General features: G+C 63.7%; 24 protein-coding genes and 1 pseudogene. 19 read left to right on the forward strand and 6 right to left on the reverse strand.

Annotated elements, in window-relative coordinates; genetic code table 11:
• Window positions 1-141 precede the first annotated feature (141 nt).
• Window positions 142-444: a hypothetical protein gene (locus tag PCA20602_RS16335; protein WP_150722136.1), complete on the forward strand. Its 303-nt coding sequence runs from the start codon at window positions 142-144 to the stop codon at window positions 442-444.
• Between the two features lie 391 nt (window positions 445-835).
• Here PCA20602_RS16335 and PCA20602_RS16340 read toward each other — a convergent pair whose 3' ends face one another.
• Window positions 836-2,473 carry a hypothetical protein gene (locus tag PCA20602_RS16340; protein ID WP_150722137.1) on the reverse strand — a complete coding sequence of 546 codons (1,638 nt, stop codon included), beginning with the start codon at window positions 2,471-2,473 and terminating at the stop codon, window positions 836-838.
• Window positions 2,474-2,762: 289 nt separating this feature from the next.
• Between PCA20602_RS16340 and PCA20602_RS16345 the strand changes: the two genes are divergently transcribed.
• Entirely contained in the window at window positions 2,763-3,716 is a 954-nt protein-coding gene (locus tag PCA20602_RS16345) for a flagellar brake protein (RefSeq protein WP_150722138.1), read from the forward strand.
• A complete protein-coding gene (locus tag PCA20602_RS16350) occupies window positions 3,716-4,510 on the forward strand; it encodes an IclR family transcriptional regulator (protein ID WP_150722139.1) in 795 nt (264 codons plus the stop codon). The genes PCA20602_RS16345 and PCA20602_RS16350 overlap by 1 nt, the downstream gene beginning before the upstream one ends.
• Before the next feature lie 187 nt (window positions 4,511-4,697).
• Here PCA20602_RS16350 and dmpG read toward each other — a convergent pair whose 3' ends face one another.
• Together dmpG and PCA20602_RS16360 are read right to left on the reverse strand one after the other, a co-directional pair.
• On the reverse strand, window positions 4,698-5,717 hold the full coding sequence (gene dmpG / locus PCA20602_RS16355) for a 4-hydroxy-2-oxovalerate aldolase (protein ID WP_150722140.1): 1,020 nt from the start codon (window positions 5,715-5,717) through the stop codon (window positions 4,698-4,700).
• Between the two features lie 34 nt (window positions 5,718-5,751).
• Window positions 5,752-6,696, reverse strand: coding sequence for an acetaldehyde dehydrogenase (acetylating) (locus PCA20602_RS16360; protein WP_039403844.1), 945 nt, complete (start codon window positions 6,694-6,696; stop codon window positions 5,752-5,754).
• A gap of 791 nt (window positions 6,697-7,487) precedes the next feature.
• Between PCA20602_RS16360 and pagP the strand changes: the two genes are divergently transcribed.
• Window positions 7,488-8,141, forward strand: coding sequence for a lipid IV(A) palmitoyltransferase PagP (gene pagP, locus PCA20602_RS16365; RefSeq protein ID WP_174981216.1), 654 nt, complete (start codon window positions 7,488-7,490; stop codon window positions 8,139-8,141).
• Here the strand turns inward: pagP and PCA20602_RS16370 are convergent.
• On the reverse strand, window positions 8,117-9,400 hold the full coding sequence (locus PCA20602_RS16370; protein ID WP_150722142.1) for a sugar MFS transporter: 1,284 nt from the start codon (window positions 9,398-9,400) through the stop codon (window positions 8,117-8,119). The two genes, pagP and PCA20602_RS16370, sit on opposite strands and share 25 nt — an antisense overlap.
• A 401-nt stretch (window positions 9,401-9,801) precedes the next feature.
• On the opposite strand from PCA20602_RS16370, the gene PCA20602_RS16375 reads away from it, so the two are divergent.
• The 3 genes from PCA20602_RS16375 to PCA20602_RS16385 all read left to right on the forward strand — a co-directional run bounded on the left by PCA20602_RS16375 (window position 9,802) and on the right by PCA20602_RS16385 (window position 13,114).
• Complete coding sequence (locus PCA20602_RS16375) at window positions 9,802-10,923, forward strand: hypothetical protein (protein WP_150722143.1); 1,122 nt, start codon at window positions 9,802-9,804, stop codon at window positions 10,921-10,923.
• Window positions 10,924-11,316: 393 nt separating this feature from the next.
• Window positions 11,317-11,772, forward strand: coding sequence for an HU family DNA-binding protein (locus PCA20602_RS16380; RefSeq protein ID WP_069343577.1), 456 nt, complete (start codon window positions 11,317-11,319; stop codon window positions 11,770-11,772).
• A 544-nt stretch (window positions 11,773-12,316) separates the two neighbouring features.
• Window positions 12,317-13,114, forward strand: a complete 798-nt coding sequence (locus PCA20602_RS16385; protein ID WP_150722318.1) for a transporter substrate-binding domain-containing protein — start codon at window positions 12,317-12,319, stop codon at window positions 13,112-13,114.
• 313 nt (window positions 13,115-13,427) lie between these two features.
• Here the strand turns inward: PCA20602_RS16385 and PCA20602_RS26060 are convergent, their stop codons facing one another.
• Window positions 13,428-13,658, reverse strand: coding sequence for a hypothetical protein (locus PCA20602_RS26060; protein WP_246182194.1), 231 nt, complete (start codon window positions 13,656-13,658; stop codon window positions 13,428-13,430).
• On the opposite strand from PCA20602_RS26060, the gene PCA20602_RS16390 reads away from it, so the two are divergent.
• The 4 genes from PCA20602_RS16390 (at window position 13,647) to PCA20602_RS16405 (ending at window position 15,850) form a co-directional block, all read left to right on the forward strand.
• Window positions 13,647-14,075, forward strand: a complete 429-nt coding sequence (locus PCA20602_RS16390) for a PadR family transcriptional regulator (RefSeq protein WP_242561867.1) — start codon at window positions 13,647-13,649, stop codon at window positions 14,073-14,075. The genes PCA20602_RS26060 and PCA20602_RS16390 overlap by 12 nt on opposite strands.
• The gene (locus tag PCA20602_RS16395; RefSeq protein WP_150722144.1) at window positions 14,075-14,914 is read left to right on the forward strand and encodes a siderophore-interacting protein; all 840 of its coding nucleotides are present in this window, start codon (window positions 14,075-14,077) and stop codon (window positions 14,912-14,914) included. The genes PCA20602_RS16390 and PCA20602_RS16395 overlap by 1 nt, the downstream gene beginning before the upstream one ends.
• A 61-nt stretch (window positions 14,915-14,975) precedes the next feature.
• A complete protein-coding gene (locus PCA20602_RS16400) occupies window positions 14,976-15,326 on the forward strand; it encodes a cupin domain-containing protein (protein ID WP_150722145.1) in 351 nt (116 codons plus the stop codon).
• A gap of 176 nt (window positions 15,327-15,502) precedes the next feature.
• Window positions 15,503-15,850 carry a hypothetical protein gene (locus PCA20602_RS16405; RefSeq protein WP_150722146.1) on the forward strand — a complete coding sequence of 116 codons (348 nt, stop codon included), beginning with the start codon at window positions 15,503-15,505 and terminating at the stop codon, window positions 15,848-15,850.
• Between the two features lie 111 nt (window positions 15,851-15,961).
• On the opposite strand, the gene PCA20602_RS16410 is transcribed toward PCA20602_RS16405, so the two are convergent.
• Complete coding sequence (locus PCA20602_RS16410) at window positions 15,962-16,717, reverse strand: SDR family oxidoreductase (protein ID WP_150722147.1); 756 nt, start codon at window positions 16,715-16,717, stop codon at window positions 15,962-15,964.
• A gap of 423 nt (window positions 16,718-17,140) precedes the next feature.
• Between PCA20602_RS16410 and PCA20602_RS26295 the strand changes: the two are divergent.
• The 8 genes and pseudogenes from PCA20602_RS26295 to dxs form a co-directional block, all read left to right on the forward strand.
• A pseudogene (locus PCA20602_RS26295) lies at window positions 17,141-17,839 on the forward strand (CDP-alcohol phosphatidyltransferase family protein); the annotation flags it as partial.
• 66 nt (window positions 17,840-17,905) lie between these two features.
• On the forward strand, window positions 17,906-18,655 hold the full coding sequence (locus PCA20602_RS16420; protein ID WP_425495678.1) for a HalD/BesD family halogenase: 750 nt from the start codon (window positions 17,906-17,908) through the stop codon (window positions 18,653-18,655).
• Window positions 18,656-19,678 (forward strand): flippase-like domain-containing protein, encoded by a 1,023-nt coding sequence (locus tag PCA20602_RS16425; RefSeq protein WP_150722148.1) that lies wholly within the window; start codon window positions 18,656-18,658, stop codon window positions 19,676-19,678.
• 15 nt (window positions 19,679-19,693) lie between these two features.
• Entirely contained in the window at window positions 19,694-20,458 is a 765-nt protein-coding gene (locus PCA20602_RS16430; protein ID WP_069343583.1) for a phosphocholine cytidylyltransferase family protein, read from the forward strand.
• Complete coding sequence (aepX, locus tag PCA20602_RS16435) at window positions 20,455-22,158, forward strand: phosphoenolpyruvate mutase (protein WP_150722149.1); 1,704 nt, start codon at window positions 20,455-20,457, stop codon at window positions 22,156-22,158. Before PCA20602_RS16430 ends, aepX begins: the two co-directional genes overlap by 4 nt.
• Window positions 22,151-23,338, forward strand: coding sequence for a phosphonopyruvate decarboxylase (gene aepY, locus PCA20602_RS16440; RefSeq protein ID WP_150722150.1), 1,188 nt, complete (start codon window positions 22,151-22,153; stop codon window positions 23,336-23,338). Before aepX ends, aepY begins: the two co-directional genes overlap by 8 nt.
• Before the next feature lie 71 nt (window positions 23,339-23,409).
• Complete coding sequence (locus tag PCA20602_RS16445; RefSeq protein ID WP_069343586.1) at window positions 23,410-24,483, forward strand: 2-aminoethylphosphonate aminotransferase; 1,074 nt, start codon at window positions 23,410-23,412, stop codon at window positions 24,481-24,483.
• Between the two features lie 31 nt (window positions 24,484-24,514).
• A complete protein-coding gene (gene dxs / locus PCA20602_RS16450) occupies window positions 24,515-26,419 on the forward strand; it encodes a 1-deoxy-D-xylulose-5-phosphate synthase (RefSeq protein ID WP_150722151.1) in 1,905 nt (634 codons plus the stop codon).
• The last annotated feature ends 70 nt before the right edge of the window (window positions 26,420-26,489 follow it).

Here is a 26,489-nt window from a genome sequence, read left to right on the forward strand (position 1 = left end):
AAATCACTGGGTGGATTAACGCCAGCAGCATATGCCCAGATACTGGCAGGAAAGCAGATACATTAACCCTCGGACTCTAAAGCCCGGTGCTACTGAATACGGGGAGACGTCGCGGTCTTCCGTAACGACATCGAAACCTCAATGTCCATCCACAGCGGAAGCGGGAGCAAACGCAAGGACTTAGCCTCGCCGCTACAGTCATCGACAGTCGTCGATGCCGAAATGCAGTTCCAACAGATGCGCCAACGAGTGGCTGATGAAAAGGCACTTCTGGCCTCGCTTACCGCAAAGGAGCGTGACACGCATAGGCAACTGCAGGATGAGCAACGTACCCGGAAACCATCAGCGAAGGTGAAGACAATCAAACCGGCCAAGAATACATCCGATAAGCCCAAGACCAACGCCCTTCTCGATAACTACGACTGGTTTGTCGATAACCTTTGACCTGTACATCGACCGTGCCCATGACGAGCACTCGTCTATTCAAACGCGACCTCGCTCACGCGCACGAGTTAACTAAAGGCCCATGTACTCTTCCGAGTACAAACATCGCGGACAACCTCAAACGCAAAAATCCAAGCGCTCCCGCCTAGTAGTCCTGCCACTGAAAGCGGAATTTCTCTGAGCCAACCCATTGATTTGTAACGGCCGGACAACTTTATGCGCAAAATTCCACTTTGCAAGCCCGATACGTTGGAGTTCGGACAGGTTCTTGTCAATTCTGGCCGCGAACAAAAACAACAAAAAAATCAATAATGTACGAACCCTGGCGCGGACAACTTCAATTGTTCGTTTTCAGGCATCGCGAAGGTCGCGTGACCGAGTCGGCGCGCGCTCACAGCCAAGTCGACTGGATATCGACGTAAGTCGCGTCGCGCTGCGTCGGCTGTTCGCCAGATGATTCGGTATCCGATGGTTTATTGGACGTCGCCTCCTGCCCACCGGCGCAACCCGACGCCCCCACAACGCGTTCGAGCAACGCCGCGCTCCAGTGTTGATAGAGCAGCAGCAGACGATAGGACGCACGCACCGGGGTCGCGCTGCCGCTCTCCCATGCGTCGCCGGTCCAGCGCTGCCCCCAGGGACTCTCGGCGGGATTCAGACTGAGGTAGTTCAAACCGTCGACGCACGAGGCATGACACGGCACGTCGAACTCGCTGCACGCGGCCTTGATCTGACTGGCCGACAAAGGATGTCGCGAGGTGAGTAAGCACTCGCGCAGCGTTGTGTGCGATGCCAGACGCGCCAGCAGCGGCGTATCGCAATGGCGGGCGAGTTGGGTCACGCGTGCGACGCGATCGAGCATCGTCGCGACGTCGTCCGGCGAGACGTGCGCCAGCCTGGCGTGAAGTGTCTCCCATCGCTGCGTGAGACGTCCGGCGTCATGCGTGAACGCTTCGTTGCGCGCCCACGTGCCGAGCAGACTCGTGACCGCGCGACACGAGTCGAGCATCAGACCCGCCACGCGCAAGATGCCCCGGTATCCGTCCGCCATGGGCGACGGACCAGTGAACCACGACGGCATCCACAACCCCAGCCTCGCCGGCGGGATTGCCGTATTGGCGAACGTGAACAGCGTTGCGACGTCGCGGGAATGGGTCAACTTGCCGAGCGTGTTGCGCCACGACGCGGTCGCCGCAGGAGACGGCAACACCGCACACGCTTCGAGCAGACGGCACCCCGCCTCCATACGCTTGAGCACCTCGTCCACGGCGTGGTGACGGATCAGCGTCGGCGAACCCAACGACTGAGTTAGCACCCCCTTCACACCTTCGAATGCCAGCAACGTCCAGTCGGCCCACGGAATGCCGAACGGCGTATTCGCCGCCGCCATGTCGCTTGCCCCATGAAGCGACGGTTCGCCGGTCGTGTCCTGCGCTTGCTGAGCCTGCCCCTGCCGCTGATGGAAACACGCCGCAATGATCGCGAGCAGCGACAGATTGCCGACGAGCGACATGGCGTCGCGCGCGGCCCGGAAGTGCCATCCCCGGTGCCCGGTAGCAGCGATCGTCTCCAGCCAGGACGCGATCTCGGCCCCGACACGTTCAGCCGCCACTTCGGGGGACGGCGTCGACGCGACGCCGTGAGTGGGCGCCAACATCGCGGCCACACGCTGTCCGGTCTGCGCCAGACGCCCATCCCGCGCATGCGCGAGTTCGAACTCTTTGCGATAGAAATGCTGACAGGGTCCGGTCGTCGCCCACAAGCCCGCCCAGGCCTTGGCGAACGCGCGCGCCAACGCCGGATCGACGCGATGCGTCGCCACCGGCACGCCCTCCATCCGTGCATGTCGTGCGGCGTTCAACGCAGCATTCGATGCGTGCGTAAGCCGGGTGCCGAAGTCCGCGCGCTCGGCACGTTGGTACGCCGAGTCCTCGCGCATGCCCGCCAGCTCGATCCCCACTTCCGGCCGCTGCCGCATGCCCCAGTCCGGCCCCCAGCCGCTCGCGCCCGCACACTGTTGGTCCCACATCGCATCCTCCTGCAAGAACGTCGCCCGGCCCGTCGACAAACGCTCGACCAACGCCGTCGACCGAAACCATCGACTATAGGCAGACGACATCGCACGCGCGGCGCCTTGTCGGGCGGGCACGCGTGCAAGCCCCGACACGACGGCACCACCACGCGCAGGACGAGGCGACACGTGTCACCCCAGCGAGTACCCACTTACGCAACTTGTGTGCGACTTCTGCGCATTCCAGGCGAGAGGAGACGCATCCCCTCTCGCCAAGTGCCAACGCGTCGCGGTAGACTTTCGCCCTATGACCAACACACCTGCTCAAGCGTCTGCTGCGCTGCCTTCGGGCCTGCCCCTCGTGCCGCTGACGCCCGACGAGATCCCGCTCGGCGAAGCGCTGCCGTGGGCCATCGTCGACCGCAACGGCGAGCCGCTGCTCGCCGCCGGCGATATCGTGCCGACACAGGCCGGACGCGACTGGCTGTTCACGTCGTTCGCCCCGCATCGGGTAGCGGACCTCGGCGCGGACGACGCAACGGTCGCCGACACCGATGCCGGGACGGCGACGCAAGTCCCCACTGACAACACGGCCCCTGCGGCGACGGGGGCCACACCGCCCCAGTACGCACTCACCGACCTCAATCTGCGTCCCGGCGACTGGCTGCAAATTCAATTGCCGCCCGGCGCAGGATCGCAACGTGTGCGCACGCGCGTGATCGGCCATGCGCCGAATCAGATGCTGTTCGTGACCGCACCGACCGGCCGCGCTGCCCCACCGACCCTGCAAGCGAGCGAACGGCTCGAACTGTGGACGTTTTCGGGCGAAGACATCTATCACTTCGTCTGCACGGTCGAGCGCGTGAAACGGCTGCCGTTCGATTACATCGTGCTCTCGGCACCCGCGCAGATCCGCCGCAAGGTGCTGCGCCGCTCGCAACGCGTGCCCGCCAAACTGGTCGCCTCGGTCGGCGTCGCCGGCACCCAACATCTGGCGTTGTTGCAGGACGTCAGCGCCGAAGGTGTGTCGCTGCTCGCCGATGCGGCGCTCGGCGCGCCCGGTGACAGCGTGAAACTGGCGTTCCGTGTGCGCGTGGGCGACATCGACATGCCCATCGAAGCCACCGGCACGATTCGCGGTGTGCAACAAGGTGACGACGGCCATCTGCACGGCATCGAACTGCCCGCCCTGGAACCGTCGCATTACGTCGCGCTCAAGTGCTACGTATACGAGCGTCTGCTCGCGCTCGGAGGCGCCTGATGGCCAAGACGAAGGCTCCCGAGGCCGAGCGCCCGCGCACCCTCGCCAGCCAGACGCTGTTCCGCGGCCTCGATATCGTGGAGGCCGTCGCCGCCGGGGTCGACACCGTGCCCGCGCTCTCGGCACACACCGGCATCACGCTGTCGACCACGCACCGGATTGCGTCGGCGCTGGTGCACGCCGGTTACCTGCGCTTCGAACCACGTCGTGGCTATCGGCTCGGCAACAAGCTCATCGAATTGGGATTTCTGGCGTATCGCCAGATCGACCTGCCGCGTGTGGCGCGTCCGACGCTGGAAACGCTCGCTGGAGAAACGCAAGATACGGTGCATCTGGCCGTTGCCGACGGTTGGGAGGTCATGTACCTCGACAAATTGCCGGGACAGCGCGCCGTGGAGATCAGCTCTCGTATCGGGGGACGCAAACCGATCTGCGTGACGGGCGTCGGCAAGGCACTGCTGCTCGATCAGGACGAAGCGCAATGGCGCGCGCAGCTTGAGCACTACCAGACGCAGGTGCCGTCACACCCTGTGGATACGGCGGCGTGGCTCGCACGCATGCACGACTACGCGCGTCACGGCTATGCGTTCGATCTGGAAGACGACACCCCGCAGATCCGCTGCGTGGCCGCGCCGGTCTATGACGCCAGTCAACGCATCGTCGCTGCGATCAGCGTGTCGAGTACGACCAAGTACATGAGCCGCGAGCGGATGCAGGAACTCGTGCCAAGCGTGAAGAATGCCGCCGCACAGATCAGCCGTCAGCTCGGTTGGTCGGGTAACGCTCACGCCTGAAAGCCCTCCCCCATAAAAAAACCGGCCCGTCTGACGAGGGGCCGGCATCGGCACCGAGATGCCAAGACTACGTGGGTAAGCCTGGGTAAACATAGGGGTACCCAAACGGTACCGGGAGACGCCGGAACGGCGCGTCACCCTATTCCATCGATCTGTCTTTGTCGTGTTCCGTCGCGCATGCTGCCACTCAGGCAGCACGACGCTTGAGCAGGTCGAGCGCGACGTCGACGATCATGTCTTCCTGACCGCCCACCATGCGACGCTGGCCCAGCTCCACCAGAATGTCGACGGTCTTCAGGTCGTAACGCGCCGCCGCCGCTTCTGCGTGGCGCAGGAAGCTCGAATACACGCCCGCATAGCCCAGCGCCAGCGTCTCGCGATCCACGCGTACGGCACGATCCTGCAACGGACGCACGATGTCGTCGGCCGCGTCCATCAACGTGTACAGATCGCAGCCGTGATTCCAGCCCAGACGCGACGCCGCCGCGATGAACACTTCCAGCGGTGCATTGCCGGCGCCTGCGCCCATGCCAGCGAGACTCGCATCGATGCGATCGCAGCCTTCTTCCACCGCGACGATGGAGTTCGCCACGCCGAGACTCAGGTTGTGGTGCGCATGCATGCCGGTGAGCGTTTCGGGATTGAGCACGTCCTTGAACGCGCGGAAACGGTCGCGCACATCGCTCATGCCCAGTGCGCCGCCCGAGTCCACCACGTAGATACACTGCGCGCCGTATGACTCCATCAGCTTGGCCTGCTCGGCCAGATGCTGCGGCGTGGTCATGTGGCTCATCATCAGGAAGCCCACCGTGTCCATGCCGAGTTCACGGGCATAGGCAATGTGCTGACGCGACACGTCGGCTTCAGTGCAGTGCGTGGCGATACGGACCACGCGCGCGCCTGCGTCGTAGGCTTCGCGCAGGTCATGCACGGTGCCCACGCCCGGCAGCAGCAAGGTGGCGACCTTGGCGTGCGTCACGGTTTCGGCCACGGCGGCGATCCATTCGAGATCGGTGTGCGCGCCGAAGCCGTAGTTGAAGCTGGATCCGGCGAGGCCGTCGCCGTGCGCCACTTCGATGGAATCGACCTTCGCCTTGTCGAGCGCCGCCGCGATCGCCTTTACGTTAGCGATGCTGTACTGGTGACGAATCGCGTGGCTGCCGTCGCGCAGCGTCACGTCGGAGATATAGAGCTTTTTCTGCGTCATGATGGTGTGTGTCTCCTGTTAGCGCGTGCGACGTTCAGGCCGCGAGCGCCAGACGGGTGGCGGCGATGCGATCGGCACAGGCCAGCGCGGCGCTGGTCATGATGTCGAGGTTGCCCGCGTAGGCCGGCAGATAGTGCGCGGCGCCTTCCACTTCGAGGAATACCGAGGTCTTCAGACCCGTGAGCTTGCCCAGTCCCGGCACATTGAGCGGGCGCGATGCGTCGAACAGCTCGAATTGCACCTTCTGCTTGAGGCGATAGCCCGGTACATAGGCGTGCACCTTGTCGACCATCGCCTGAATGCTCGCTTCGATGGCAGCCTGATCGCCCGGCTCGGAGAGCACGAACACGGTGTCGCGCATGATGAGCGGCGGCTCGGCCGGATTGAGCACGATGATCGCCTTGCCGCGCGACGCCCCACCCAGCACCTCGATGGCCTTCGACGTCGTTTCCGTGAACTCGTCGATGTTGGCGCGCGTGCCCGGCCCTGCCGACTTGCTCGAAATCGACGCCACGATCTCCGCGTAGTGCACCTTCGCAACCTGCGAAATGGCCGCGACCATCGGAATCGTCGCCTGACCGCCGCACGTCACCATGTTGATGTTGCGGGCGTCGAGATGCGCGTCGAGGTTGATCGACGGAATCACGTAGGGGCCGATCGCCGCCGGCGTCAGGTCGATGACCTGCACACCGCGCGCTTGCAGCAACTCGTTGTGATGCGCGTGCGCTTTCGCCGACGTCGCGTCGAAGGCGATGCGAATGTCCTCGAAGCCGGGCATGGCCAGCAGGCCATCGATGCCGCCTGCCGTCACCGGCACGCCCAGACGCTCGGCACGTGCCAGACCGTCAGAGGCCGGGTCGATCCCGACCATCGCGCCCATTTCCAGATGCTCGCTGTTGCGCATCACCTTGATCATCAGGTCGGTGCCGATGTTGCCCGAGCCAATGATCGCTACTTTCTGTTTGCGTCGTTCCGTCACTGTCGTCTCCTGAACGTGTCCGTCCACCGGTATGAGCCGCATCGTAATTCCGCGACAACTTAAATGTCAATATGTAAACATTAATCTCATATATTGAGATTGTAAAAATGGCGAGCTTATCCACATTTTTTGTTCACAAGCCCGTTGATAACTTGCGGAAAAGCATCGCAAGTGACTGATCCGACAGGGAAGATTTCTCGCGCGCGAAAGTTGGGCCAGGTGCTGCAAATCGAGGCGGGACGCGGGTTGGCGAGTCGCTTCGTTATCCACAGAATCTGTTTGCAAGCCAGTGGACAACTCGCGGACAGCTATCCCAAGTGCTTGATCGGAAGGAGAAAAAATGTCGCGCGCATTTGCTGCGCCAAAGCGTAGGCATGTTGGCCTGCCGGTGCACGGCAGCCATCGGAAAACTAGCAGCGAGTGATCGAATGCACGGGCACGGCAGCGCGACCCCGCGTTATCCACAGAAAATGTTCACAACCCGGTGAATAACGCGTCGATATCCGAGGTATGTCGTTGACGTTAAAGGACTTGTTTGTCGCGCAGCAGGTTCAGTCAGTTTCAGCGCAATGATTGAACAGTGTCGGGAAATGACGCAAAAGCGCAGCTATCAGAACTTCATACAGGGCACCCGGTCTAGTCCACACGCGACGATAGACATTTGAACGCTGCCGATACCGAGCTTCGGTGCTCGCCCGCCGGGCACACGGGCAATCGCCCATTCAATGTTCCGCGCGTACCGTGTCGACGCGCAAGCGCGACGCCATTTTCGCAACAAGCTTCACTCAACCATGACTACGAACCCCCAACTCACCGGGCGGCTCGCGCCATCGATTTCCGTCGCATCGCTTGCCCTACTCTCCCGGACTTCCCGCCTCACCCCGTTGGTCGCAACGACACTCGCGCTGACATTGTTGTCGCCGCTCGCGGCACGCGCAGACGACTCGCCCGGCGTCATCGCTACCTGGACGGGCGCCATCGCCGACGAGTTTCGCGAGATCGCGACCGAAGGCGCCAGCGATCTCTACGTCCCCTTGCACACGCATCACCTTCGCTTTGCGTACACCCGCGAGAAGATCGACCAGTTCAACGAGAATCCGTGGGGTCTCGGCTACGGACGCGTGCTGTCCGACGGCAAGAACGGCTCGCGCATGCTGTACGCGATGGCATTCAAGGACTCACATAACGACTGGTCGCCGATGGCCGGTTACGGACGGATATGGAACGTGGCGAATGCGGGCCCCGTGCGTTTCGGCCTCGGCTACACCGTGTTTCTGATGTCGCGCTCCGACACGCTCGGCGGCGTGCCCTTCCCCGCCGCGCTGCCGCTCGCCGAAGTCGGCTTCGGACGTGCAGCAGTGGCCACGGCCTATGTCCCCGGCGGCAAGGGCAACGGCAACGTGCTGTTCATCTTCGGCCGCTACACGTTCGGCAAGCCGGGCTGATCGGGCGGCACCGGCGCTTCTTTGGCGTCACTCGCAGCCGGTGGGTCGGATTCGGGTATGGTGCGCGCGCACCACGCCCCGAACCCGGCGATATAGCAATAAGCCAGCGCAGGAACGAGAAACGACAGCACGATCCCGCCGCCATCCGCCAGCGCGCCTTGCAGATAAGGCAGCACCGCACCGCCCACGATCGCCATGCAAATCAGTCCGCCGCCCTCGCTCACACGCGCCCCGAGCCCGCCGACCGACAACGAAAAAATCGTGGGGAACATGATCGCGTTGCCCAGACCGCACGCCAGCAGCAACCACATGGCGAACGACGCCGGCAACGCCATCGACACAAGAATCAGCGTCAGGTTGTAGAGCGCGCACAGCCCCAGCATCCACCCCGGCGATACCTTGCGCAGCAACCACGCGCCGACGAAACGTCCGACCATCGCCCCGCCCCAGTAAAACGCCAGATACCGGCTCGCATGGGCGTGATCGACGATCCCCGTATCCGTCTGCGTCAGATAGACGATCAGAAAACTTCCGATACTGACTTCCGCGCCGACATAAAGAAATAGCGCCACGATGCCGTAACGCAATGGACGGTGAGCCAACAGCTCGCGCACATTGCCGAGCACGCCCGGCGGCGACGCGTCGTTGTCGCGCTGTTCCGGCAACGTGAGACGCCACAGGACGAGCCCGCCCAGTACGAGTATCGCGGCGAGCCCGCCGTAGGGCGCACGCACAGAGTCGACGGCGTGAGCGTTCGCCGAAGTGGCGGCATCGAGCTGCGGCGCGAGTATCCAGAGTGCCGCAAGCGGCGGCCCGACCGTGGTGCCCAGCGAGTTGAACGCCTGCACCAGCGTGAGACGGCTGGCCGCCGCGCCTCGGGAGCCGAGCGTCTCGACATAGGCATTCACCGCGACCTGCAACAAGGTAATGCCGCTCGCGAGCACGAAGAGCGCCGCGAGAAAACAGGGATAGGAGACGAGCGCCGCCGCCGGAAAGAACAATGCGCAGCCGAGCCCGGCCAGCCAAAGCGAGCTGGCCAGCGCCCGCCGGTAGCCGACACGCGCGGTGTATTGCCCGGCGGGGTAGGACACCACGAAATAGGCGGCGAAGAAACTCGACTGAATGAGTGCCGCGTCGCGATACGTGAGATCGAAGGCGGCCTTGAAGTGAGGCACCAGAATGTCGTTCAGCGACGTAATGAGCCCCATTGCGAAGAAAAGCGTCGCGAGCATCGCGAGTACGCGATTCGCGGAAGGCATAGGGGAAGTCATGGACACCACGGAACGACCGGCGGCGCGACTGGCGCCAGAGGTCGCAGTAGCAGAGGGTGAGGCAAGCGGAGAAGCCGGTGAGGCATCCGGTGAAGCAGCGGGATCAGGCGTGCGGTCGACGGGCATGCATGGCTCCAGTGGACAACGGCAGACGCGCGTTGAAAGCTCAATGAAGGGGGCAAGTTCATGCAGTGTAGACCGCACTATCGATACCGGGATACGAGAGGAATCCGAATTTTGCGTGACGCCCCGATGTTCACCGTGGCATCCGCATCGCTCGAAAAGGGCCCGTTATCCCTTGTTTTTCGCCGCTTTCGACGCTTGTCAGCCGACGTCTTTTGATCGACTATCCGCAGCATAGGACATGCCGCAACATTCGGGGAATCATCATGCGGAGTTTCAAATCTTTGGGAAAAGCGACAGGTTGGCTCGTCGCCGGCATGCTCGGCGTGGCCGGTGTTGCCGGTGTTGCCGGCTCGGCGTACGCACAATCCGGCGGGACTTCGGGAGCATCGGGTACGTCCCGCGCGCCGGCCGCCGCATGCAACTGCGCGCAGATCATCGCGGACTGTTCGGCGTCAGTGTCGGTGTTGCCCACGCGCGCGCTCAGCGGCGTATTTTCCGCCGACGTCACGTTGCAGACCGACGCACCGTCGTGCGCCAAGGTCGATTACCAGCTCGACGACACGCCTTACGTCACGATTCTGCGCGACGGCGCACAAGGCAGTCAGCGCCTGTACGGCACGCGCCCGCTCACCCGCAACAGCCTCTCGCACATGTCGTGTCACGTGTGCGCCGCGGCGCCAGCGCCCGTGCCTAACGACGGTCTGAGCGCCGACATGGTGCGTGTCGATGGCGCGCCCGGCACCTTCAGCGTGACGCCCGCGCCCGCCTTGCCGACGGCACCGCCCGCGCCGACACCGGCCGTATCCACCTACGCGCCGCCGGCCGCTGCCGCGCAAAATGCGAGCATCGCCGCGACAGCGACACCCGATACGCCACTCCCGAGCACCATCGGCGACACGGCAGGGCTCAATGCCGTGAACGCCACGAGCACGGCGAACGCCAACGCACCTGAAGTCGCGCGCGACGTCGCCGCCATCAATGCGCCCGCTCCTGCCGGCACGACGATCGTCACCCCGCCGATTCCGCCCAACGCGCAAAGCATGGTTCAGACCGGTGCGCCTGCGCCGTTGCGTCTGGTGAATCCGTCGGGACGCTGGCGCGGCCTGTGCACGAATGCACCGCCGTGGTGGGGATTGTTCGGCAAACCGATGACGCGTCTGATGGCACTCGCCCTCAATGGCTCGCAGGTCACGGGCAGCGTCGACGATGTCGAACCCAATGTTCACACCACGGTGCAGGGCACGCTTGCGGGCGATCGTCTGCAACTCGCAGGCAGCTACGGTGCGAAACACGACATCACTTTCGGTGCCGACGGCACGACCCTCACCGACGCCTGGTGTAACGGCGACGGTCGCTGCGAAACCTGCGAAATGCAGCGTTTCTGAGGGTTTTCAGGCGATGACGGTCTCGCGCGACAGCGTGCGGGATCGTCGGCATCGCACAAAAATCCCATATAAATTCGCGTCGAAAAATGCGTCGAAAAATGCGTCGAAAGGTGCGTCGGAATGTGCGCGAAAACCCGAGTCCGGATCGTCGAATGCATCGAGTGACACACGCCCTTGCACGGCAGGTCCTCACGACAGTGCGAACGTAACGAATCGAAACCCGATCGAAATGCACCGCGAACGCCGCTCAGCCTTGTGCGGCAAGCGCGCAACATAATGCGCGCACTACTCGCATAAAGCGATTTCTTAGGTAGAATCGTCGGCGCAGCAAGACGTAACATTCGGGTGGCCGTTCTCCGACGGCACTTTCTTAATCTCATCGATTGGATCGATATGGCAACGGCAAAGAAAGCAGCAGCAAAGAAGGCCCCTGTGGCGAAGAAGGCTCCGGCAGCAAAGAAGGCTCCGGTAGCGAAAAAGGCAGCAGCACCGAAGGCAGCCCCGAAGGCGGCTCCGAAGGCAGCCGCTAAGGTTTCGCCGATCAAGGAAGCACTCAACAAGACCCAGCTCGCAGCACACATCGCCGAAACCTCGGCTGTCGCCGTCAAGGACGTCAAGGCTGTGCTCGCCGCTCTCGAAACCACGATCGTCAGCGCTCTGCACAAGAAGGGCGCAGGCGAATTCACGCTGCACGGCCTGTTCAAGGTCACGTCGCAACAAATCGCTGCCAAGGCGAAGCGTTTCGGCAAGGACCCGTTCACGGGTGAAGAGCGTTGGTTCCCGGCCAAGCCGGCTTCGGTGCGCGTGAAGGTTCGCCCGCTGAAGAAGGTCAAGGACGCCGCCCAGTAAATCTTGCCCTCGTGCCGCGGTGAGCTTCACCGCAGCGCCAACGGTCAGACGCTGACAGCAGTTCCTGAAGACGGTGCCGATGTTTCGGCACCGTTTTTTTTCGTCCGGAATTTTCGTCTGCGGTTGCGGCTTATCTCCCTGCATTCGTCTCGCGTGCTGATGCGAAGACGGATCGCGACGACTGATTTCGTCATCCTCAACAACCTCGACGCGCCCCGTCATCCACTTCGTCCTCAGGGTTTTCTCTGGGGTTTTTGCGGAGTGGACGCCTGCCGAACCGGCCGCTACCATCGCTCGGGACACCCCCGTCGCCATCCGTCGCCCCGCGTCATAGGAACGGGCGCGAGCGCACACGACATGCTCGCCACTGGCGACGTCTTCGCGAACTCAGGAGATCCGCATGACCCGCAAGTTCTCGCGTCACCCGTCGCAGGGCGAGTCGTCGCCAGTGCATCCGAACGCACATCACACGTCGCCGGAACCAACGCGCCACACCGCTATCGCGTCCCGTCGCAACTTCCTCGCCACGCTCGGCGTTGCGGCCATGCCCGCCGGCTTCGTCGGCTCGCTGGGCGGCACACTCGGCAGTCTGCTCACCGGCACCGTCTCGTTGTTCGCCACGCCCGCACACGCGCAGACCGTTGCCGACATCAAGAAGAAAGGCACGATCAACGTTGGCATGCTGATCGACTTCCCGCCGTATGGCACCACAAACGCACAGGCGCAGCCCGACGGCTACGATGCCGACGTCGCGAAGTTGCTGGCCAAAGACCTCGGCGTGAAGGTCAACATCGTGCCGGTCACGGGACCGAACCGCATTCCGTATCTGCTCTCCGGCAAGGTGGATGTTCTGGTCGCCTCGCTCGCCATCACCCCCGAGCGCGCCAAACAAGTGCAATTCTCGAAGCCCTACGCTGCGGCGACGATCCTGCTACTCGGCAAGAAAGGCACGCCAATCAAATCGGCTACGGATCTGAAAGGACTGCGTGTGAGCGTGGCACGCGCGAGCACGCAGGACACCGCCGTCACCAAGACAGCACCGGAAGGCACCGAGATTCGCCGCTTCGACGATGACGCCGCCGCCATGCAGGCGCTGCTCTCCGGTCAGGTCGATGCCATCGGTTGTTCGGTGACGGTCGCCAACGTGATCAATACCCGTGCGCCCGGCCAGTTCGAACCGAAGTTCAATCTGCTGCAACAGGCGATGGGGATCGCCATGCGCCCCAACCAGCCGGAGTTGCTGGCAAGCGTGAACGACTTCGTCACACGTAACACGACGAACGGCGAGTTGAACAAGCTCTATCGAAAGTGGCTTCAGACGGACTTGCCGCAGTTGCCATAAATAGCCTGCCGGCGTCCCAACTACCCTTCATCGCTGCCACACCATGCCGTCGCCGGCCCCCATCCGGCGGCGCACACCCCTGCCCCATCCGCTCACCGGATATCGAGATCGTATCGAAATCGTCATTTCGATATAGTTTTTTGACGAATTCGATATACCTCCCGTCACGTCGAACGCCTCTGCAACCCCCGTTTTACCGTCATTCCCCCTACTAGCCTCAAGGTCATCGAAAGAATATTTTGCTTTCGATGCAATTTAGATATATCGTAAACACATCTTAACTACATCGATAAGGAGTCGCATCATGCGTGGATCACGTGGCGATTTCATGGGCCGGGGCCCGTTGGACCTGGACAAAATGGATTTTGGCGACGAACGACGCGGTGGGCGTCATGGACGGCGCGGCGGTGGCGAAGGCTATGGTGAGGGGCGTTTCGGGCGCGGCGACGAAGGTCGTGGTGAGCGCGGCGAACGCGGCGGCCGGGGTGGTCGCGGCGGCGGTCGCCTGTTCAGTCACGGCGGCTTGCGCCTCGTGCTGCTGCATCTGATCGCACAACAACCGCGTCACGGTTACGAACTCATCAAGGCCATCGAAGAAAGCGTGAACGGAACGTATAGCCCGAGTGCCGGCGTGGTCTACCCGACGCTCACCCTGCTCGAGGAAATGGGCTACATCCGTGTGCAGGAGAACACCGGCGACAGCCAGCGCAAGTCTTACGAGATCACCGACACCGGCCGCGAGTATCTGGCCGAGAACGAGGACTCGGTGACGGAATTGCTGGCCCGACTCGCGACACGCCGCGAGCGCTCGGAGGACATGCCGCCGCAAGTCATGCGCGCGTTGCATAACTTCAAATACGCCGTGCATTTGCGTCTGGGCGCTGAGCCGCTCACGACCGAACAAGCCAACGCGTTCGCCGCGATTCTCGACGCGGCCGCACAACAACTGGAGCGACTCTGATGCAAGACAACGCTGCACCGAACGTCACCCCCGATCGCACGCCGCAGCGCGTGCGTCACGAACTGCGCTTTCGCCTGCTCGAAGTGCGCAACATCGAAACCCTCACGCCGAACATGCTGCGCGTGACTCTCGGCGGCGACGATCTCGCGGGCTTCACCAGCCCCGGCTTCGACGATCACGTCAAACTCTTCTTCCCGAATCCCGAGACCGGCGAACTGGCCGTGCCGCAGATGGGCCCGGAAGGACTCTCGAAACCGGCGTCGGGCGACGCACCGCGCCTGATGCGCGACTACACGCCGCGTCAATACGACGCCGACTCGAAAACGCTCGTGATCGACTTTGCGATGCACGAGTCAGGCCCCGCAACGCAATGGGCACGCTCGGCCAGACCGGGCGACAAGCTCGGCGTCGGCGGCCCGCGCGGCTCGTTCGTCATTCCCATGAACTACGACGGTTATGTGCTCATCGGCGACGATACGGCGCTGCCCGCGATCTCGCGACGTCTGGCCGAGCTGCCGGCCGGTGCACTCGTTTTCGTCTTTGCGGAAGTCGACAGCCCGGCGGACCGCCTGCGCTTTTCGAGCGAGGCCGATGTCGTGGTCGAATGGATTTACCGCGAAGACGCACCGGCGGGCCAGAGCACCGCATTGCTGGACGCCCTTCAGGTCGCGACCCTGCCCTCCGGCGACCTGCACGCATGGGTGGCGGCCGAGGCCAGCGTGGCGAAAGCCGTGCGACGTCACCTCGTCGAGGATCGCGGGCTGAATCCGAAATGGGTCAAGGCGGCGGCTTACTGGCGTCGCGGCGACGCTGCCGTTCACGAGAATCTGGACGACTGAGCCCGGGGGGCAGCACGTGTATGCTTTCTATCCCCCGCTGAAGAAAGAGCGCTTGCTACGTATGAATAAGCCACTGCTGCCCGACAACAACCTGTTCGACGGCCTGCCCTCGCGCCCCGATCCGGCGGCGGCCGAGCAATTCGACACGCTGATCGCACGCCCGGGGATGCGCGTCGAGCGCATCGTCTCGACCGGACAGGCATCGCCCGAGGGTTTTTGGTACGACCAGCCGCAGCACGAGTGGGTCGTCTTGCTCACGGGCAGCGCAGGCCTCGCCTTCGACGACGCGCCGGGACAGACGCTCGTGTTGCGGCCCGGCGATACCATCGCTATCGAGGCCGGTCGCCGTCACCGGGTCGAGTGGACTGCGCAGGGCGAGACAACCGTCTGGCTCGCGATCCACTACGACTGACCGGCGCGCGGCGTCCCGCTTTTCGCCCCGTTCGTTGTCCCTTTGGAGAAATTCCCTGCCGTCTTTCGGAATTGCCTGATAGAAATGCCGGGAACAAATTCCGACTATGAAAACGCGCCCGGGGATGTCGAATTTCGGCACCCGGAGGGCGGTTCACCCATAGGGGGTACGACGACATGGAGCAACGCAAACGACACGACGGTTTCGAACGTTGGGCAGCGGGCGCGACGGCGCGTCAGGCCGGACGGGACGATGCTCGCTGGCGTGTGTTTCGCGCACCGGAGCAGGCGGACTTTCACGGGTTCGTCGTCTGGTGCTACACACAGGGTGTGTTTCTCGGTCAGGAATTCGACCGGCGCACCGACACCATCACGCATTGCTATGTGCGCAACGGCGCCTGGGCCGTGCAATTCGATTCCTTCACCGAAGCCTGCGAGCGCGCTTTCGACATTCACGCACCCACGCTGATCCTGTATGCACCGGAGCGCAACGGCAGCGTCTTTATCACGAGTACGGAGCAATAGGCCGATCGATGACGCAGGCGCCGGGGAACGCTCGCCGTCCTCCCATCGCGATGCCGCGTCATGACGTCACACCGGCCAGCGGCAACGCTGACCGGTGTTTTATTACGCGTTTCAGGCGTAGTTACGGATGTCGTCGATCTCGGTCTGACCGAAATCGTCGCGCTCGGTGAGCGCCAGAATGCGTCGGGCGACGTCTTCGGGCGTCGACAGCTTGCCGCTCGCCTTCATCTCCTGAAAACGTGCCAGCGCCGGGAAGCTTTCCACGCTGCTGCTGCGAATCGTCTCCTGCATGCCGGTGTCCACCACGCCCGGGGCCAGCGAGATCGCCTGCACGCCATGCTCGCGATGCTCCGCATTGACCACACGCGTATACATATCCAGCGCCGCCTTAGTCGAACAGTAGACCGCCCAGCCGGCGTTCGGGTTACGACCGGCGCCTGACGAGATATTGACGATCTGACGCTTGGCGGCGAGGCCTTGCGTGGCGGCGAGGAAACGCGCCGTGAGCAGCATGACGGACGTGACGTTCAGCGCGAACGCAGCGCCAATGGCCGCCGGTTCGGTCAGCGCAGCGGTGTTGGCGACCGGATTGACGGTGCCTGCGTTATTGATCAGCAGATAGCGGCCGGCATCGCGCGGCAGCGCGGCGAAGATACGCTCGGCGGTCTGCGCGGCGGCGTCGGTATCGGCGAGATCGACGGCGATCTGTTCAAGCGAGACGCCCTGTGCGCTGGCAAGCGCGGCGAGTTCGTCGTCCGTGCGACGTGCGAGCGTTACAAGTCGGGTGCCAGGGGTGAGCAAACCACGGGCGAGCGCCGCGCCGAGGCCACGGGAAGCGCCGGTAAGAATCGCAATCGTTTGGGACATGGGGAGAGTCGCGGTCGGACAACGCCGCAAAAATAGACTGAGGGGACCGCCATTATCCGCGTATCCCCCGAACCTCGCTATACCGAACAAAAGTCGCTTTTTTTGCGTGGATCGGGCAAACGCCGGTGAAAACCGTGAAAACGCGGGATGAACGGACGAAAGGCCCTTCGACGGTGCGTCAAAACGACACCGGGCGCTGCCGGAGCGAAATGGACTATTGCGGAATATAATCGCGAACTCGGAACGCTTATCACCTAGCCTATTAATAAGGCATCTGGCGAAGCCCCCAGGAACGGTCAGCTCGCAGCGCAGCGCAGGGATTTATTGCGCGTCAATGCCCTGAATCACCAAGGTTGTCGCGGTAAACACAGGTGTTTTAAGTGCACTGCACATTACCGCCTTATGGGTATATATTCCCCCCTCATGGAAACGATACCGAAAATCATTTCGGCGCCAACTGCTGCGTCGGCCACAAGCAACACCGCACGTCCTGTGCCCCCGCGCCCGCGTCAATATGACGCGCGCCTAGCACGCTGGCTGGTCACGCCCCTCGTCAACACGCCGGTCACGCCGAATCACCTCACGACCGTTCGTCTGATCGTCGGACTGGCCTGTACGTGGGCGTTCGCACAAGGCAGCTATGCGATGGCCAACCTTGGCGCCATCCTGCTCGTACTCTCGAACTTCATCGACCACACGGACGGCGAGCTGGCCCGCATCAGCGGCAAGACCAGCCGTATCGGCCATTTCTACGATCTGGCCTCCGACGCTTTCGTGACGGTGCTGCTGTTCGGCGGTATCGGCATGGGCGTGGCAGCGGCCGCGCCCGGCAAATTTCCGCTGCCGGTGCCGCTGTCGGCCTCGACGCTCGGCTGGATCGCCGGTGTCGCCGTGGCACTGATCTTCTTCCTGCGCATGCGCATCGAAGAGCGCGTCGGCAAATCTGGCACGAAGCAGGCGTCCGTGGGCGGATTCGAGACGGAAGACGTGCTGTACCTGATGCCGCTCGTCACGCTGTTCGACGGCACGCGCGGTTTCCTGATCGCCGCGGCCATCGGGGCGCCGCTTTTCGCGCTGCTGGTGATGGCGGATTATGTGCGCGTCATGCGTCGTCCGCTGCCGTCGAAGGCCGACGCCAAGGTTGCCGCCGATGCGGGCCAAACGACCCAGCCGGAGGCAGTCGCGCCGATGGCGCCCGCCGCATTCGCCGCAGACGCGGAGATCGAGCGCGCGATGGACGCCATCGACTTCGACGGGGTAACCCGCGAATTCAAGTCGCAGGACGCCTTCATCTATATGGAGAAGTTCCTGCCGCAGTCGGTCACGGAGCAACTGATCGCCGCCGCGCGCGCGGTCACGCCGAACGTGAACCGCAACTACCTTCCCGGCCACAAGCAGGGGGGCAGCGTGAGCCGTCATACGCTCGACGAGCTGGCCCCGTTCGTGGCCGAGTTGTATCGCTCGCCCGCCCTGATGCGCTTTCTGGAGCGTCTGGCCGGTGAGAAATTGCTGCCATCGCCGCAGGACGACCCGCACGCGTACGCGCTGTATTACTACACGCGTCCGGGCGATCACATTGGCTGGCACTATGACACTTCCTACTACAAGGGCCGCCGCTACACGCTGCTGCTCGGCGTAGTGGACCAGTCGAGCTGCAAGCTCGAATATCGGCTGCACACGCGCAATCCCGGCGTGGCGCAAGTCGATGGCGCCGTGGCGTATCCGCCGGGCGCGCTGGTGTTCTTCGACGGGGACAAACTGCATCACCGGATCACGCCGCTCGGCGATAACGAGGAGCGAATCTCGCTCACGTTCGAGTACGTGACCGACCCGCGCATGGGCACCTGGCAGCGTTTCATCTCGAACATGAAGGACGCCATTGCCTATTTCGGTTTCCGGCAAGTGTTTCGTCAGATTTTTGGACGGACGAAACGCTAAATGAACCGGACCGCTATCGTTTCACTCACCCTCGGTTTCGCCCTTTTCGTCGCCCTGCTGATCTGGCAGGGCACGGGATCGGTGATGTCTACGCTGGCCGTTGCCGGATGGGGGTTGCTGCCCATCGCGGCCTTCCACCTCGTGCCGCTGGTGCTCGACGCTGCCGCCATTCAGGTACTCGTGTCGAAGTCGTGCACGCTGGGCCGCGCCACCCTCACCCGCTGGGTCGGCGAATCGGTCAACAGCCTGCTGCCGGCCGGTCAGATCGGCGGTCCGATCGCGATGGTGCGGCAGATGAAGCAGCGCGGCATGGCCGGTCGTGAAGCCGCCGCCGCCATCACCGTAAGCACCACGCTCCAGGCAGTCGCACAGATCGTTTTCGCGCTGCTGGGGCTCGCCGTGTTCGGTATCGGGGCGTCGCACCGCATGGGCGATAGCCTGTGGTTGCCGATGCTGCTCGCGACCGCGCTCGTCTCCGCACTGCTCTACGCGTTTTACGTCGCGCAGCGTCGCGGCATCTTCGGCTGGGCATTCCGCATGCTCTCGAAGATGTCGTCCAAGCGCGACTGGTCGTCGCTGCTCGACCGCGCCGATGCCGTCGACGAAATCGTGCAGCGCATGTACGGCCATCGTCGCCAGGTCCTCGCCAGCTTCCTGTTCAGTCTGGTGGGCTGGATCGTCGGCACGGCCGAAGTCTGGCTGATTCTGCAATTCATCGGGCACCCGGTGAGCTGGGTCGACGCCCTGCTGCTCGAAAGCCTCGGTCAGGCGATTCGCGGCGCCGCGTTCTTCGTGCCGGGTTCGCTCGGCGTGCAGGAAGGCGGTTACCTGCTGCTCGCCCCGCTCGTTGGTCTGCCGGCCGACGCCGCGCTGGCCCTGTCGCTGGCCAAACGTACGCGCGAGCTGCTGCTCGGCGTGCCCGGCCTCGTCTATCTGCATTTCTCCGAACGTGGCTGGCGCCGCCAACGCGCCGCGCAACAAAGCGTGTCGATGCCGACCGCCACGGATACTGCACCGCTCTAAAGAAGGATATCGACCATGCGGGCCATCATTCTCGCAGCAGGCATGGGCCTGCGTTTGCTCCAGCCGGAAAACCAGCAGTCGCCCAAGTGCCTGCTGAAGTTCGACGGTATGTCGCTGCTGGAGCGCCACCTCCGTATGCTGGCGGCTGCCGGCATCACGGATGTCGTGCTCGCGCTCGGCTTCCATCACGAACAGGTGAGCGAGGAACTCGACCGTCTGAACTGGACGCCGCGCCCCAAGATTTATCTCAACCCGGAATTCAATCTGGGCAGCGTGCTCACGCTGCATGTCACGGCCGAAGCGATGACCGCCGGCGGCGATGTGCTCGTGATGGATGCCGACGTGCTCTACGACCAGCGCATTTTCAACGCGCTGGTTGCCGGTGAGACGGCCAACCGCCTGCTGATCGACCGTGATTTCGAAGTGGGCGACGAGCCGGTCAAGCTGTGCCTGCGCGACGGCGTGCCGGTCGAACTGCGCAAGCAGGTCATGGTCGGTCTGGAATACGACACCGTGGGCGAATCCGTCGGCTTTTTCCGTTTCAACGAAGCGACGGCCACGCGTCTGGCGGAAATCACCCGCGATTACGTCGAATCCGGCCGCGCCAAGATGCCCCACGAAGAAGCCGTGCGCGACTTGCTGCTTGAGCGCGGCGCACAGTTTGAAACCGCCGATGTCACGGGTTTCCCGTGGATCGAAATCGACTACCCTGAAGATGTGAAGCGCGCCGCCGATGAGGTGCTGCCGCAACTTGAACCGCTCACGATGGTGTCCGAATGAACGCTCCCGACGCATTCACCCTCCCGCCGACCGCCACGCGCGCGGCACAACTGCGCGCCATGCTGCGCAGCAACCAGCTCGAATTCCTGATGGAAGCCCATAACGGCATCTCCGCACGTATCGTGCGCGAAGCCGGTTTCAAGGGCATCTGGGCGTCCGGCCTGACCATTTCGGCGCAGTTCGGCGTTCGCGACAACAACGAAGCGAGCTGGACGCAGGTCGTCGACAACCTCGAATTCATGGCCGACGCGAGCGATCTGCCGATCCTGCTCGACGGCGACACCGGCTACGGCAACTTCAACAACATGCGACGTCTCGTGCGCAAGCTGGAGCAACGTGGCATCGCCGGCGTATGTATCGAAGACAAGGTCTTCCCGAAGACCAACAGCTTCATCGGCGGCGAGCGTCAGCCGCTGGCCGATATCGACGAGTTCTGCGGCAAGATCAAGGCCGGTAAGGATTCGCAGGCCGACGACGATTTCTCCATCGTCGCCCGTGTCGAAGCGCTGATCGCCGGCTGGGGCATGGAAGAAGCCCTGCGCCGTGCCGAGGCTTATCGCCAGGCCGGCGCCGACGCCATCCTGATCCACAGCAAGCTCAAGCGCGCCGACGAAATCGTGCAGTTCGCCCGCGAGTGGGGCAATCGCTGCCCGCTGGTGATCGTGCCGACGAAGTATTACAGCACGCCGACCGACGTGTTCCGTGAGGCTGGCATCAGCCTCGTGATCTGGGCGAACCACCTGATGCGCGCGGCCACCTCGGCCATGCAATCGGTCGCGGCCGATATCTATCGCAACGAAACGCTCATCAACGTCGAAGACCGCGTCGCGACCGTCGACGAGATCTTCCGTTTGCAGGATGCCGACGAATACACGCAGGCCGAAGATCGTTATCTGTCCGCCGCCAACGCACCGCGCTCGGCCATCGTGCTGGCCGCGAGCCGTGGCAAGAATCTGGAAAGCGTGACGACCGATCGTCCGAAGGTCATGCTGCCGGTCGCCGGCAAGCCGCTGCTGCGCTGGCTGGTCGACGGCTTCAAGAAGCAGAACGTGAACGACATTACCGTCGTGGGCGGCTATCGTGCCGACGCCATCGACACGGCCGGCATCACGCTGGCGATCAACGAGCGCCACGCCGAAACCGGTGAGCTGGCTTCGCTCGCGCGCGTGACCAACGCCTTCACGCAGGACACGGTCATCTCGTACGGCGATCTGCTGTTCCGCAGCTACATCGTGCGCGATCTGGTCGAGAGCGACGCCGACTTCACCGTCGTGGTCGACTCGACCGCCGCGGCCAATGCAGCCAACGCCAGCGTGCGCGACTTTGCGTACTGCTCGGCCGGCGACGACCGCGGTCTGTTCGGCCAGCAAGTGCTGCTCGAAAAGATCAGCGGCAACGCCTCGGACGCAGGACGCGCGCCGAACGGCCGCTGGATCGGTCTGCTGGGCGTGCGTGGCGAGAACGGCCGTGCGCAACTGCAGCGCGTGTTCGCGGCATTGCAGACGCGCGCCGACTTCGACCAGCTCGGCATGCCGGAGCTGATCAACGCCCTGGCCGCCGATGGCGCCAGGATCGAAGTGCAATACGTGCACGGCCACTGGCGCGGTGTGAACGACATGGAAGAATTCCGCCGCGCGGCCGACTTCGCCCATGGCCAGACGCCGTTCAACGGTGGCGCCCCGGAGACGCAAGGTGATTGAGGCAGGACAGTTCGTCGAAGCCGCGCGCAAGCACGGCTTCACGTGGTACACCGGCGTGCCGTGTTCGTTCCTTACGCCGTTCATCAACTACGTGCTGCAAGATCCGACGCTGCATTACCTGTCGGCGGCCAACGAAGGCGACGCCGTCGCCATCGCGGCAGGCGCGACGCTCGGTGAAGGCCGTGGCGCGCGTGCCGTCACGATGATGCAGAACTCGGGCCTCGGCAACGCCGTGAGCCCGCTCACGTCGCTCACGTGGACGTTCCGTCTGCCGCAGTTGCTGATCGTGACGTGGCGCGGCCAGCCGGGCATTACCGACGAGCCGCAACACGCCCTCATGGGGCCGATCACGCCGGCCATGCTCGACCTGATGGAAGTGCCCTGGGAGTTGTTCCCGACGGAACCGGAAGCGATCGGTCCGGCGCTGGAGCGCGCGGTGCGTCACATGGACGAGACCGGCCGCCCCTACGCGCTCGTGATGCAAAAGGGCAGCGTGGCATCGTTCCCGCTGCAACCGGCCGAGCGCCCGGCACGTCCGGCACAACCGGCACCGGTGTCCGTCGTGCGCGGCGTGGCACCATCCGACATGCCCACGCGTCGCGACGCCCTCGCCCGCGTGATCGCCCACACACCGCTCGAAGGCACTGTGGTGCTGGCCTCGACCGGCTTCTGCGGCCGTGAACTGTATGCCCTCGACGATCGCGCCAATCAGCTCTACATGGTCGGTTCGATGGGTTGCGTGACGACGCTGGCGCTGGGTCTTGCGCTGGCACGTCCCGACCTGCGCGTGATCGCCCTCGACGGTGACGGCGCAGCGCTCATGCGCATGGGCGCCTTCGCCACGCTGGGCGCTTACGGTCCGTCGAACCTCGTGCATCTGCTGCTCGACAACGCATCGCACGACTCGACCGGCGCGCAGGCAACGGTGTCGCCGACGGTGTCGTTTGCCGGCGTGGCAGCGGCCAGCGGCTATGCGCTCGCGCTCGAAGGCGATACGCTGGATGTCATCGAGCAACTGTTCGACGGGCGCACCGCCAGCCTGAACGAGGGTCCGCGCTTCGCATGCCTGACCACGCGCCCCGGTACGCCGGACGGCCTGCCGCGACCGAAGGTCACGCCGGAAGCCGTCAAGTCGCGTCTGATGGATCACATTGCACAACGCGCACAGGCTTCGGCCTGAGCGTCTGAACGGCGGCTTAACCACCGCATAAATGCTGCTTAACTGCTGAAAACTGACGAGGAAGCTTCGCCATGCTGTTACTGAATCCGGGCCCCGTGACCCTGACCGAGCGCGTTCGCAAAAGCCTGCTGCAACCCGATCTGTGCCATCGCGAGCCCGAATTCTTCGACCTGCAGGACGAAGCCCGCGAGCGTCTGACGGCCGTCTACGGCCTCGATCCGGCCGTGTGGACGCCGGTGCTGATGACCGGCTCGGGCACGGCTGCCGTCGAGAGCATGACGGCCGGTCTCGTGCCGGAAAACGGTCGGTTGCTGATCGTCGAGAACGGCGTGTACGGCGAGCGTATCTCGCAGATCGCCAAGCAGTACCGCATCGAACACGACGTCATCCATTTCGAATGGATGCAGGCGCCGGATCTGGCGCAAATCGTGGCCAAGCTCGACGCGGCAGGCGATCGTCCGTACACGAACGTCGCCATCATCCACCACGAAACGACGACCGGCCGTCTGAACGATCTGACGGGTATCGCACGCGTTTGCCGTGAGCGCGGCATCGATCTGCTGGTCGATGGTGTGAGCAGCTTCGCCGCCGAAGCCATCGATTTCAACGATTCGGGCATCGTGGCTGTCGCCGCGACCGCCAACAAGTGCGTGCACGGCGTGCCGGGCGTGTCGTTCGTGCTGGTGCGCAAGGATGCGCTCGCCAAGGCCTTCAGCCGCACGTATTACCTCGACATCGCGCGTCTGGCCAAGCTTCAGGCCGAACGCAACACGCCGTTCACGCCGTCCGTACAGGCTTACTACGCGCTGGTCGAGGCGCTGCGCGAACTGGCCGACGCGGGTGGCTGGGAAAAGCGTCATGCGCACTATGGCGCACTCGCCGAGCAGGCCCGCGCCGGACTGGCAGCGCTGGGTATCGACAGCGTGTTGCCGCCGAACGAGTCGTCGGTCGTGCTGCGTGCGTACAAACTGCCGGCAGGGGTCGACTATCCGCGCCTGCACGACTGGCTGAAAGCCGACGGTTTCGTCATCTACGCCGGTCAGGGCGGTCTGTCGAAGGAACTGTTCCGCATTTCCACGATGGGCAACCTCACGACGGCCGACATCGATCGCCTGCTGGCTTCCTTCGCCAAGCTGGTGAAGTAAGCGCGCAGACGGGCGCTCAGGACGTTTAGCCATGACCGATTTGCTAGCCAGCATCCACTCCCCGACCGAATTGCGCGCCCTCTCGCGTGCCGAACTGCGACGTGTAGCCGACGAACTGCGCGCCTGCGTGCTCGAGAACGTCTCGCGCACCGGCGGGCATCTGTCGTCGAATCTGGGCACCGTCGAGCTGACGATCGCCCTGCATTACGTCTTCGATACGCCGAACGACCGGATCGTGTGGGACGTGGGTCACCAGACCTACCCGCACAAGATCCTCACGGGGCGGCGCGAGGCCATGCCGACGCTACGTCAGTGGCAAGGCCTGTCGGGCTTTCCGAAGCGCGACGAGTCGCCGTACGACACGTTCGGCACGGCGCATTCGAGCACGTCGATCTCGGCGGCGTTGGGCATGGCGCTGGCGAGCAAGGTCAAGGGTGAGAAGCGTCATGCGATTGCCGTGATCGGCGACGGCGCCATGACGGCCGGTGAAGCGTTCGAGGCCCTGAACAATGCCGGCGTCTACGACGACCTGCCGTTCCTTGTCGTGCTCAACGACAACGACATGTCGATCTCGCCGCCGGTCGGCGCGCTCAATCAGTACCTCACGCGCCTGATGTCCGGCCAGTTCTACTCGGCGGGCAAGGAAAGCGTGCGCAACCTGCTACGCAACGCACCCGCGCCGATGCGCGAGCTTGCGCACAAGCTCGAAGAGCACGCCAAGGCCATCGTCTCGCCGACGGGCACGATGTTCGAGGAGTTCGGCTTCAACTACCTCGGACCGATCGACGGCCACGATCTCGACGCGCTGATTCCGGCGCTCGAGAACATCAAGGCGCTCAAGGGCCCGCAGTTCCTGCATGTCGTCACACGCAAGGGACGTGGCTACAAGCTGGCCGAGGCCGATCCGGTGCTGTATCACGGCCCGGGCAAGTTCAATCCGAGCGAAGGCATCCGTCCGGCCGCGCCGGGTACCGTCTCCGCCAAGACCTACACGCAGGTGTTCGGCGAATGGCTGTGCGACGCCGCCGCCGCCGACCCGCGTGTCGTCGGCATTACACCGGCCATGCGCGAAGGCTCCGGTCTGGTGGAGTTCGAGAAGCGCTTTCCCGAACGGTATTACGACGTGGGCATTGCCGAGCAGCATGCGGTGACCTTCGCGGGCGGACTGGCGACGGAAGGTCTCAGGCCTGTCGTCGCGATCTACTCGACGTTCCTGCAACGCGGCTATGACCAGTTGATTCACGACGTGGCCTTGCAGAACCTGCCTGTCCTGTTCGCCATCGATCGCGGCGGTCTGGTCGGCGCGGACGGTGCGACGCACGCAGGCGCATACGACATCGCGTATCTGCGCTGCATTCCGAACATGGTCGTCATGGCCCCGGCCGACGAGAACGAGTGCCGCCAGTTGTTGCAGACGGCGCTTGGCATCGACGGCCCGAGCGCCGTGCGTTATCCGCGTGGAACGGGACCGGGCGTGAAGACCGAAACCGGCCTGTCGACGCTGCCCGTGGGTCGCGCGCAAACGCGTCGCCAGAGCGCCGCCCAGGCAGGTCACCGGGTCGCGATTCTGGCGTTCGGTTCGATGGTCGCATTGGCGGAACAGGTCGCAGACGAATTCGATGCCAGCGTGGTCAACATGCGCTTCGTGAAGCCGCTCGATGAAGCGACCGTGCTCGACATGGCACGCTCGCACGATCTCGTCGTCACGCTCGAAGAAGGCGCTGTGATGGGCGGTGCAGGCACAGCGTGCATCGAAGCATTGAATGCACATGGCGTGCTGGTTCCGGTACTGCAACTGGGGCTGCCCGACACGTACATCGATCAGGGCACGCCGGCGCAGCAGCTTGCGTCCGTCGGTCTCGATGCCAAAGGCATTGCCGAGTCGATCCGGCGGGCAATGGCCGAGCGTCTCGGCGGCAAGATCGAGGCCGTGTAATCACCGCAGCACCGGGCCTCACGACACAGCAAAACGGCACCTTTCGGTGCCGTTTTTCATTGCGCAGGAG

This window comes from Pandoraea capi (assembly GCF_902459735.1).
Taxonomy (GTDB): Bacteria; Pseudomonadota; Gammaproteobacteria; order Burkholderiales; family Burkholderiaceae; genus Pandoraea; species Pandoraea capi.

Coding starts and splice junctions, on each gene's coding strand:
- PCA20602_RS16335 (WP_150722136.1), top strand. CDS start 142: ATGTCCATCCACAGCGGAAGCGGGAGCAAACGCAAGGACTTAGCCTCG.
- PCA20602_RS16340 (WP_150722137.1), bottom strand. CDS start 2,473: ATGTGGGACCAACAGTGTGCGGGCGCGAGCGGCTGGGGGCCGGACTGG.
- PCA20602_RS16345 (WP_150722138.1), top strand. CDS start 2,763: ATGACCAACACACCTGCTCAAGCGTCTGCTGCGCTGCCTTCGGGCCTG.
- PCA20602_RS16350 (WP_150722139.1), top strand. CDS start 3,716: ATGGCCAAGACGAAGGCTCCCGAGGCCGAGCGCCCGCGCACCCTCGCC.
- dmpG (WP_150722140.1), bottom strand. CDS start 5,717: ATGACGCAGAAAAAGCTCTATATCTCCGACGTGACGCTGCGCGACGGC.
- pagP (WP_174981216.1), top strand. CDS start 7,488: ATGACTACGAACCCCCAACTCACCGGGCGGCTCGCGCCATCGATTTCC.
- PCA20602_RS16370 (WP_150722142.1), bottom strand. CDS start 9,400: ATGCCTTCCGCGAATCGCGTACTCGCGATGCTCGCGACGCTTTTCTTC.
- PCA20602_RS16375 (WP_150722143.1), top strand. CDS start 9,802: ATGCGGAGTTTCAAATCTTTGGGAAAAGCGACAGGTTGGCTCGTCGCC.
- PCA20602_RS16380 (WP_069343577.1), top strand. CDS start 11,317: ATGGCAACGGCAAAGAAAGCAGCAGCAAAGAAGGCCCCTGTGGCGAAG.
- PCA20602_RS16385 (WP_150722318.1), top strand. CDS start 12,317: ATGCCCGCCGGCTTCGTCGGCTCGCTGGGCGGCACACTCGGCAGTCTG.
- PCA20602_RS26060 (WP_246182194.1), bottom strand. CDS start 13,658: ATGCAGCAGCACGAGGCGCAAGCCGCCGTGACTGAACAGGCGACCGCC.
- PCA20602_RS16395 (WP_150722144.1), top strand. CDS start 14,075: ATGCAAGACAACGCTGCACCGAACGTCACCCCCGATCGCACGCCGCAG.
- PCA20602_RS16400 (WP_150722145.1), top strand. CDS start 14,976: ATGAATAAGCCACTGCTGCCCGACAACAACCTGTTCGACGGCCTGCCC.
- PCA20602_RS16405 (WP_150722146.1), top strand. CDS start 15,503: ATGGAGCAACGCAAACGACACGACGGTTTCGAACGTTGGGCAGCGGGC.
- PCA20602_RS16410 (WP_150722147.1), bottom strand. CDS start 16,717: ATGTCCCAAACGATTGCGATTCTTACCGGCGCTTCCCGTGGCCTCGGC.
- PCA20602_RS16420 (WP_425495678.1), top strand. CDS start 17,906: ATGGCGCCCGCCGCATTCGCCGCAGACGCGGAGATCGAGCGCGCGATG.
- PCA20602_RS16425 (WP_150722148.1), top strand. CDS start 18,656: ATGAACCGGACCGCTATCGTTTCACTCACCCTCGGTTTCGCCCTTTTC.
- PCA20602_RS16430 (WP_069343583.1), top strand. CDS start 19,694: ATGCGGGCCATCATTCTCGCAGCAGGCATGGGCCTGCGTTTGCTCCAG.
- aepX (WP_150722149.1), top strand. CDS start 20,455: ATGAACGCTCCCGACGCATTCACCCTCCCGCCGACCGCCACGCGCGCG.
- PCA20602_RS16445 (WP_069343586.1), top strand. CDS start 23,410: ATGCTGTTACTGAATCCGGGCCCCGTGACCCTGACCGAGCGCGTTCGC.
- dxs (WP_150722151.1), top strand. CDS start 24,515: ATGACCGATTTGCTAGCCAGCATCCACTCCCCGACCGAATTGCGCGCC.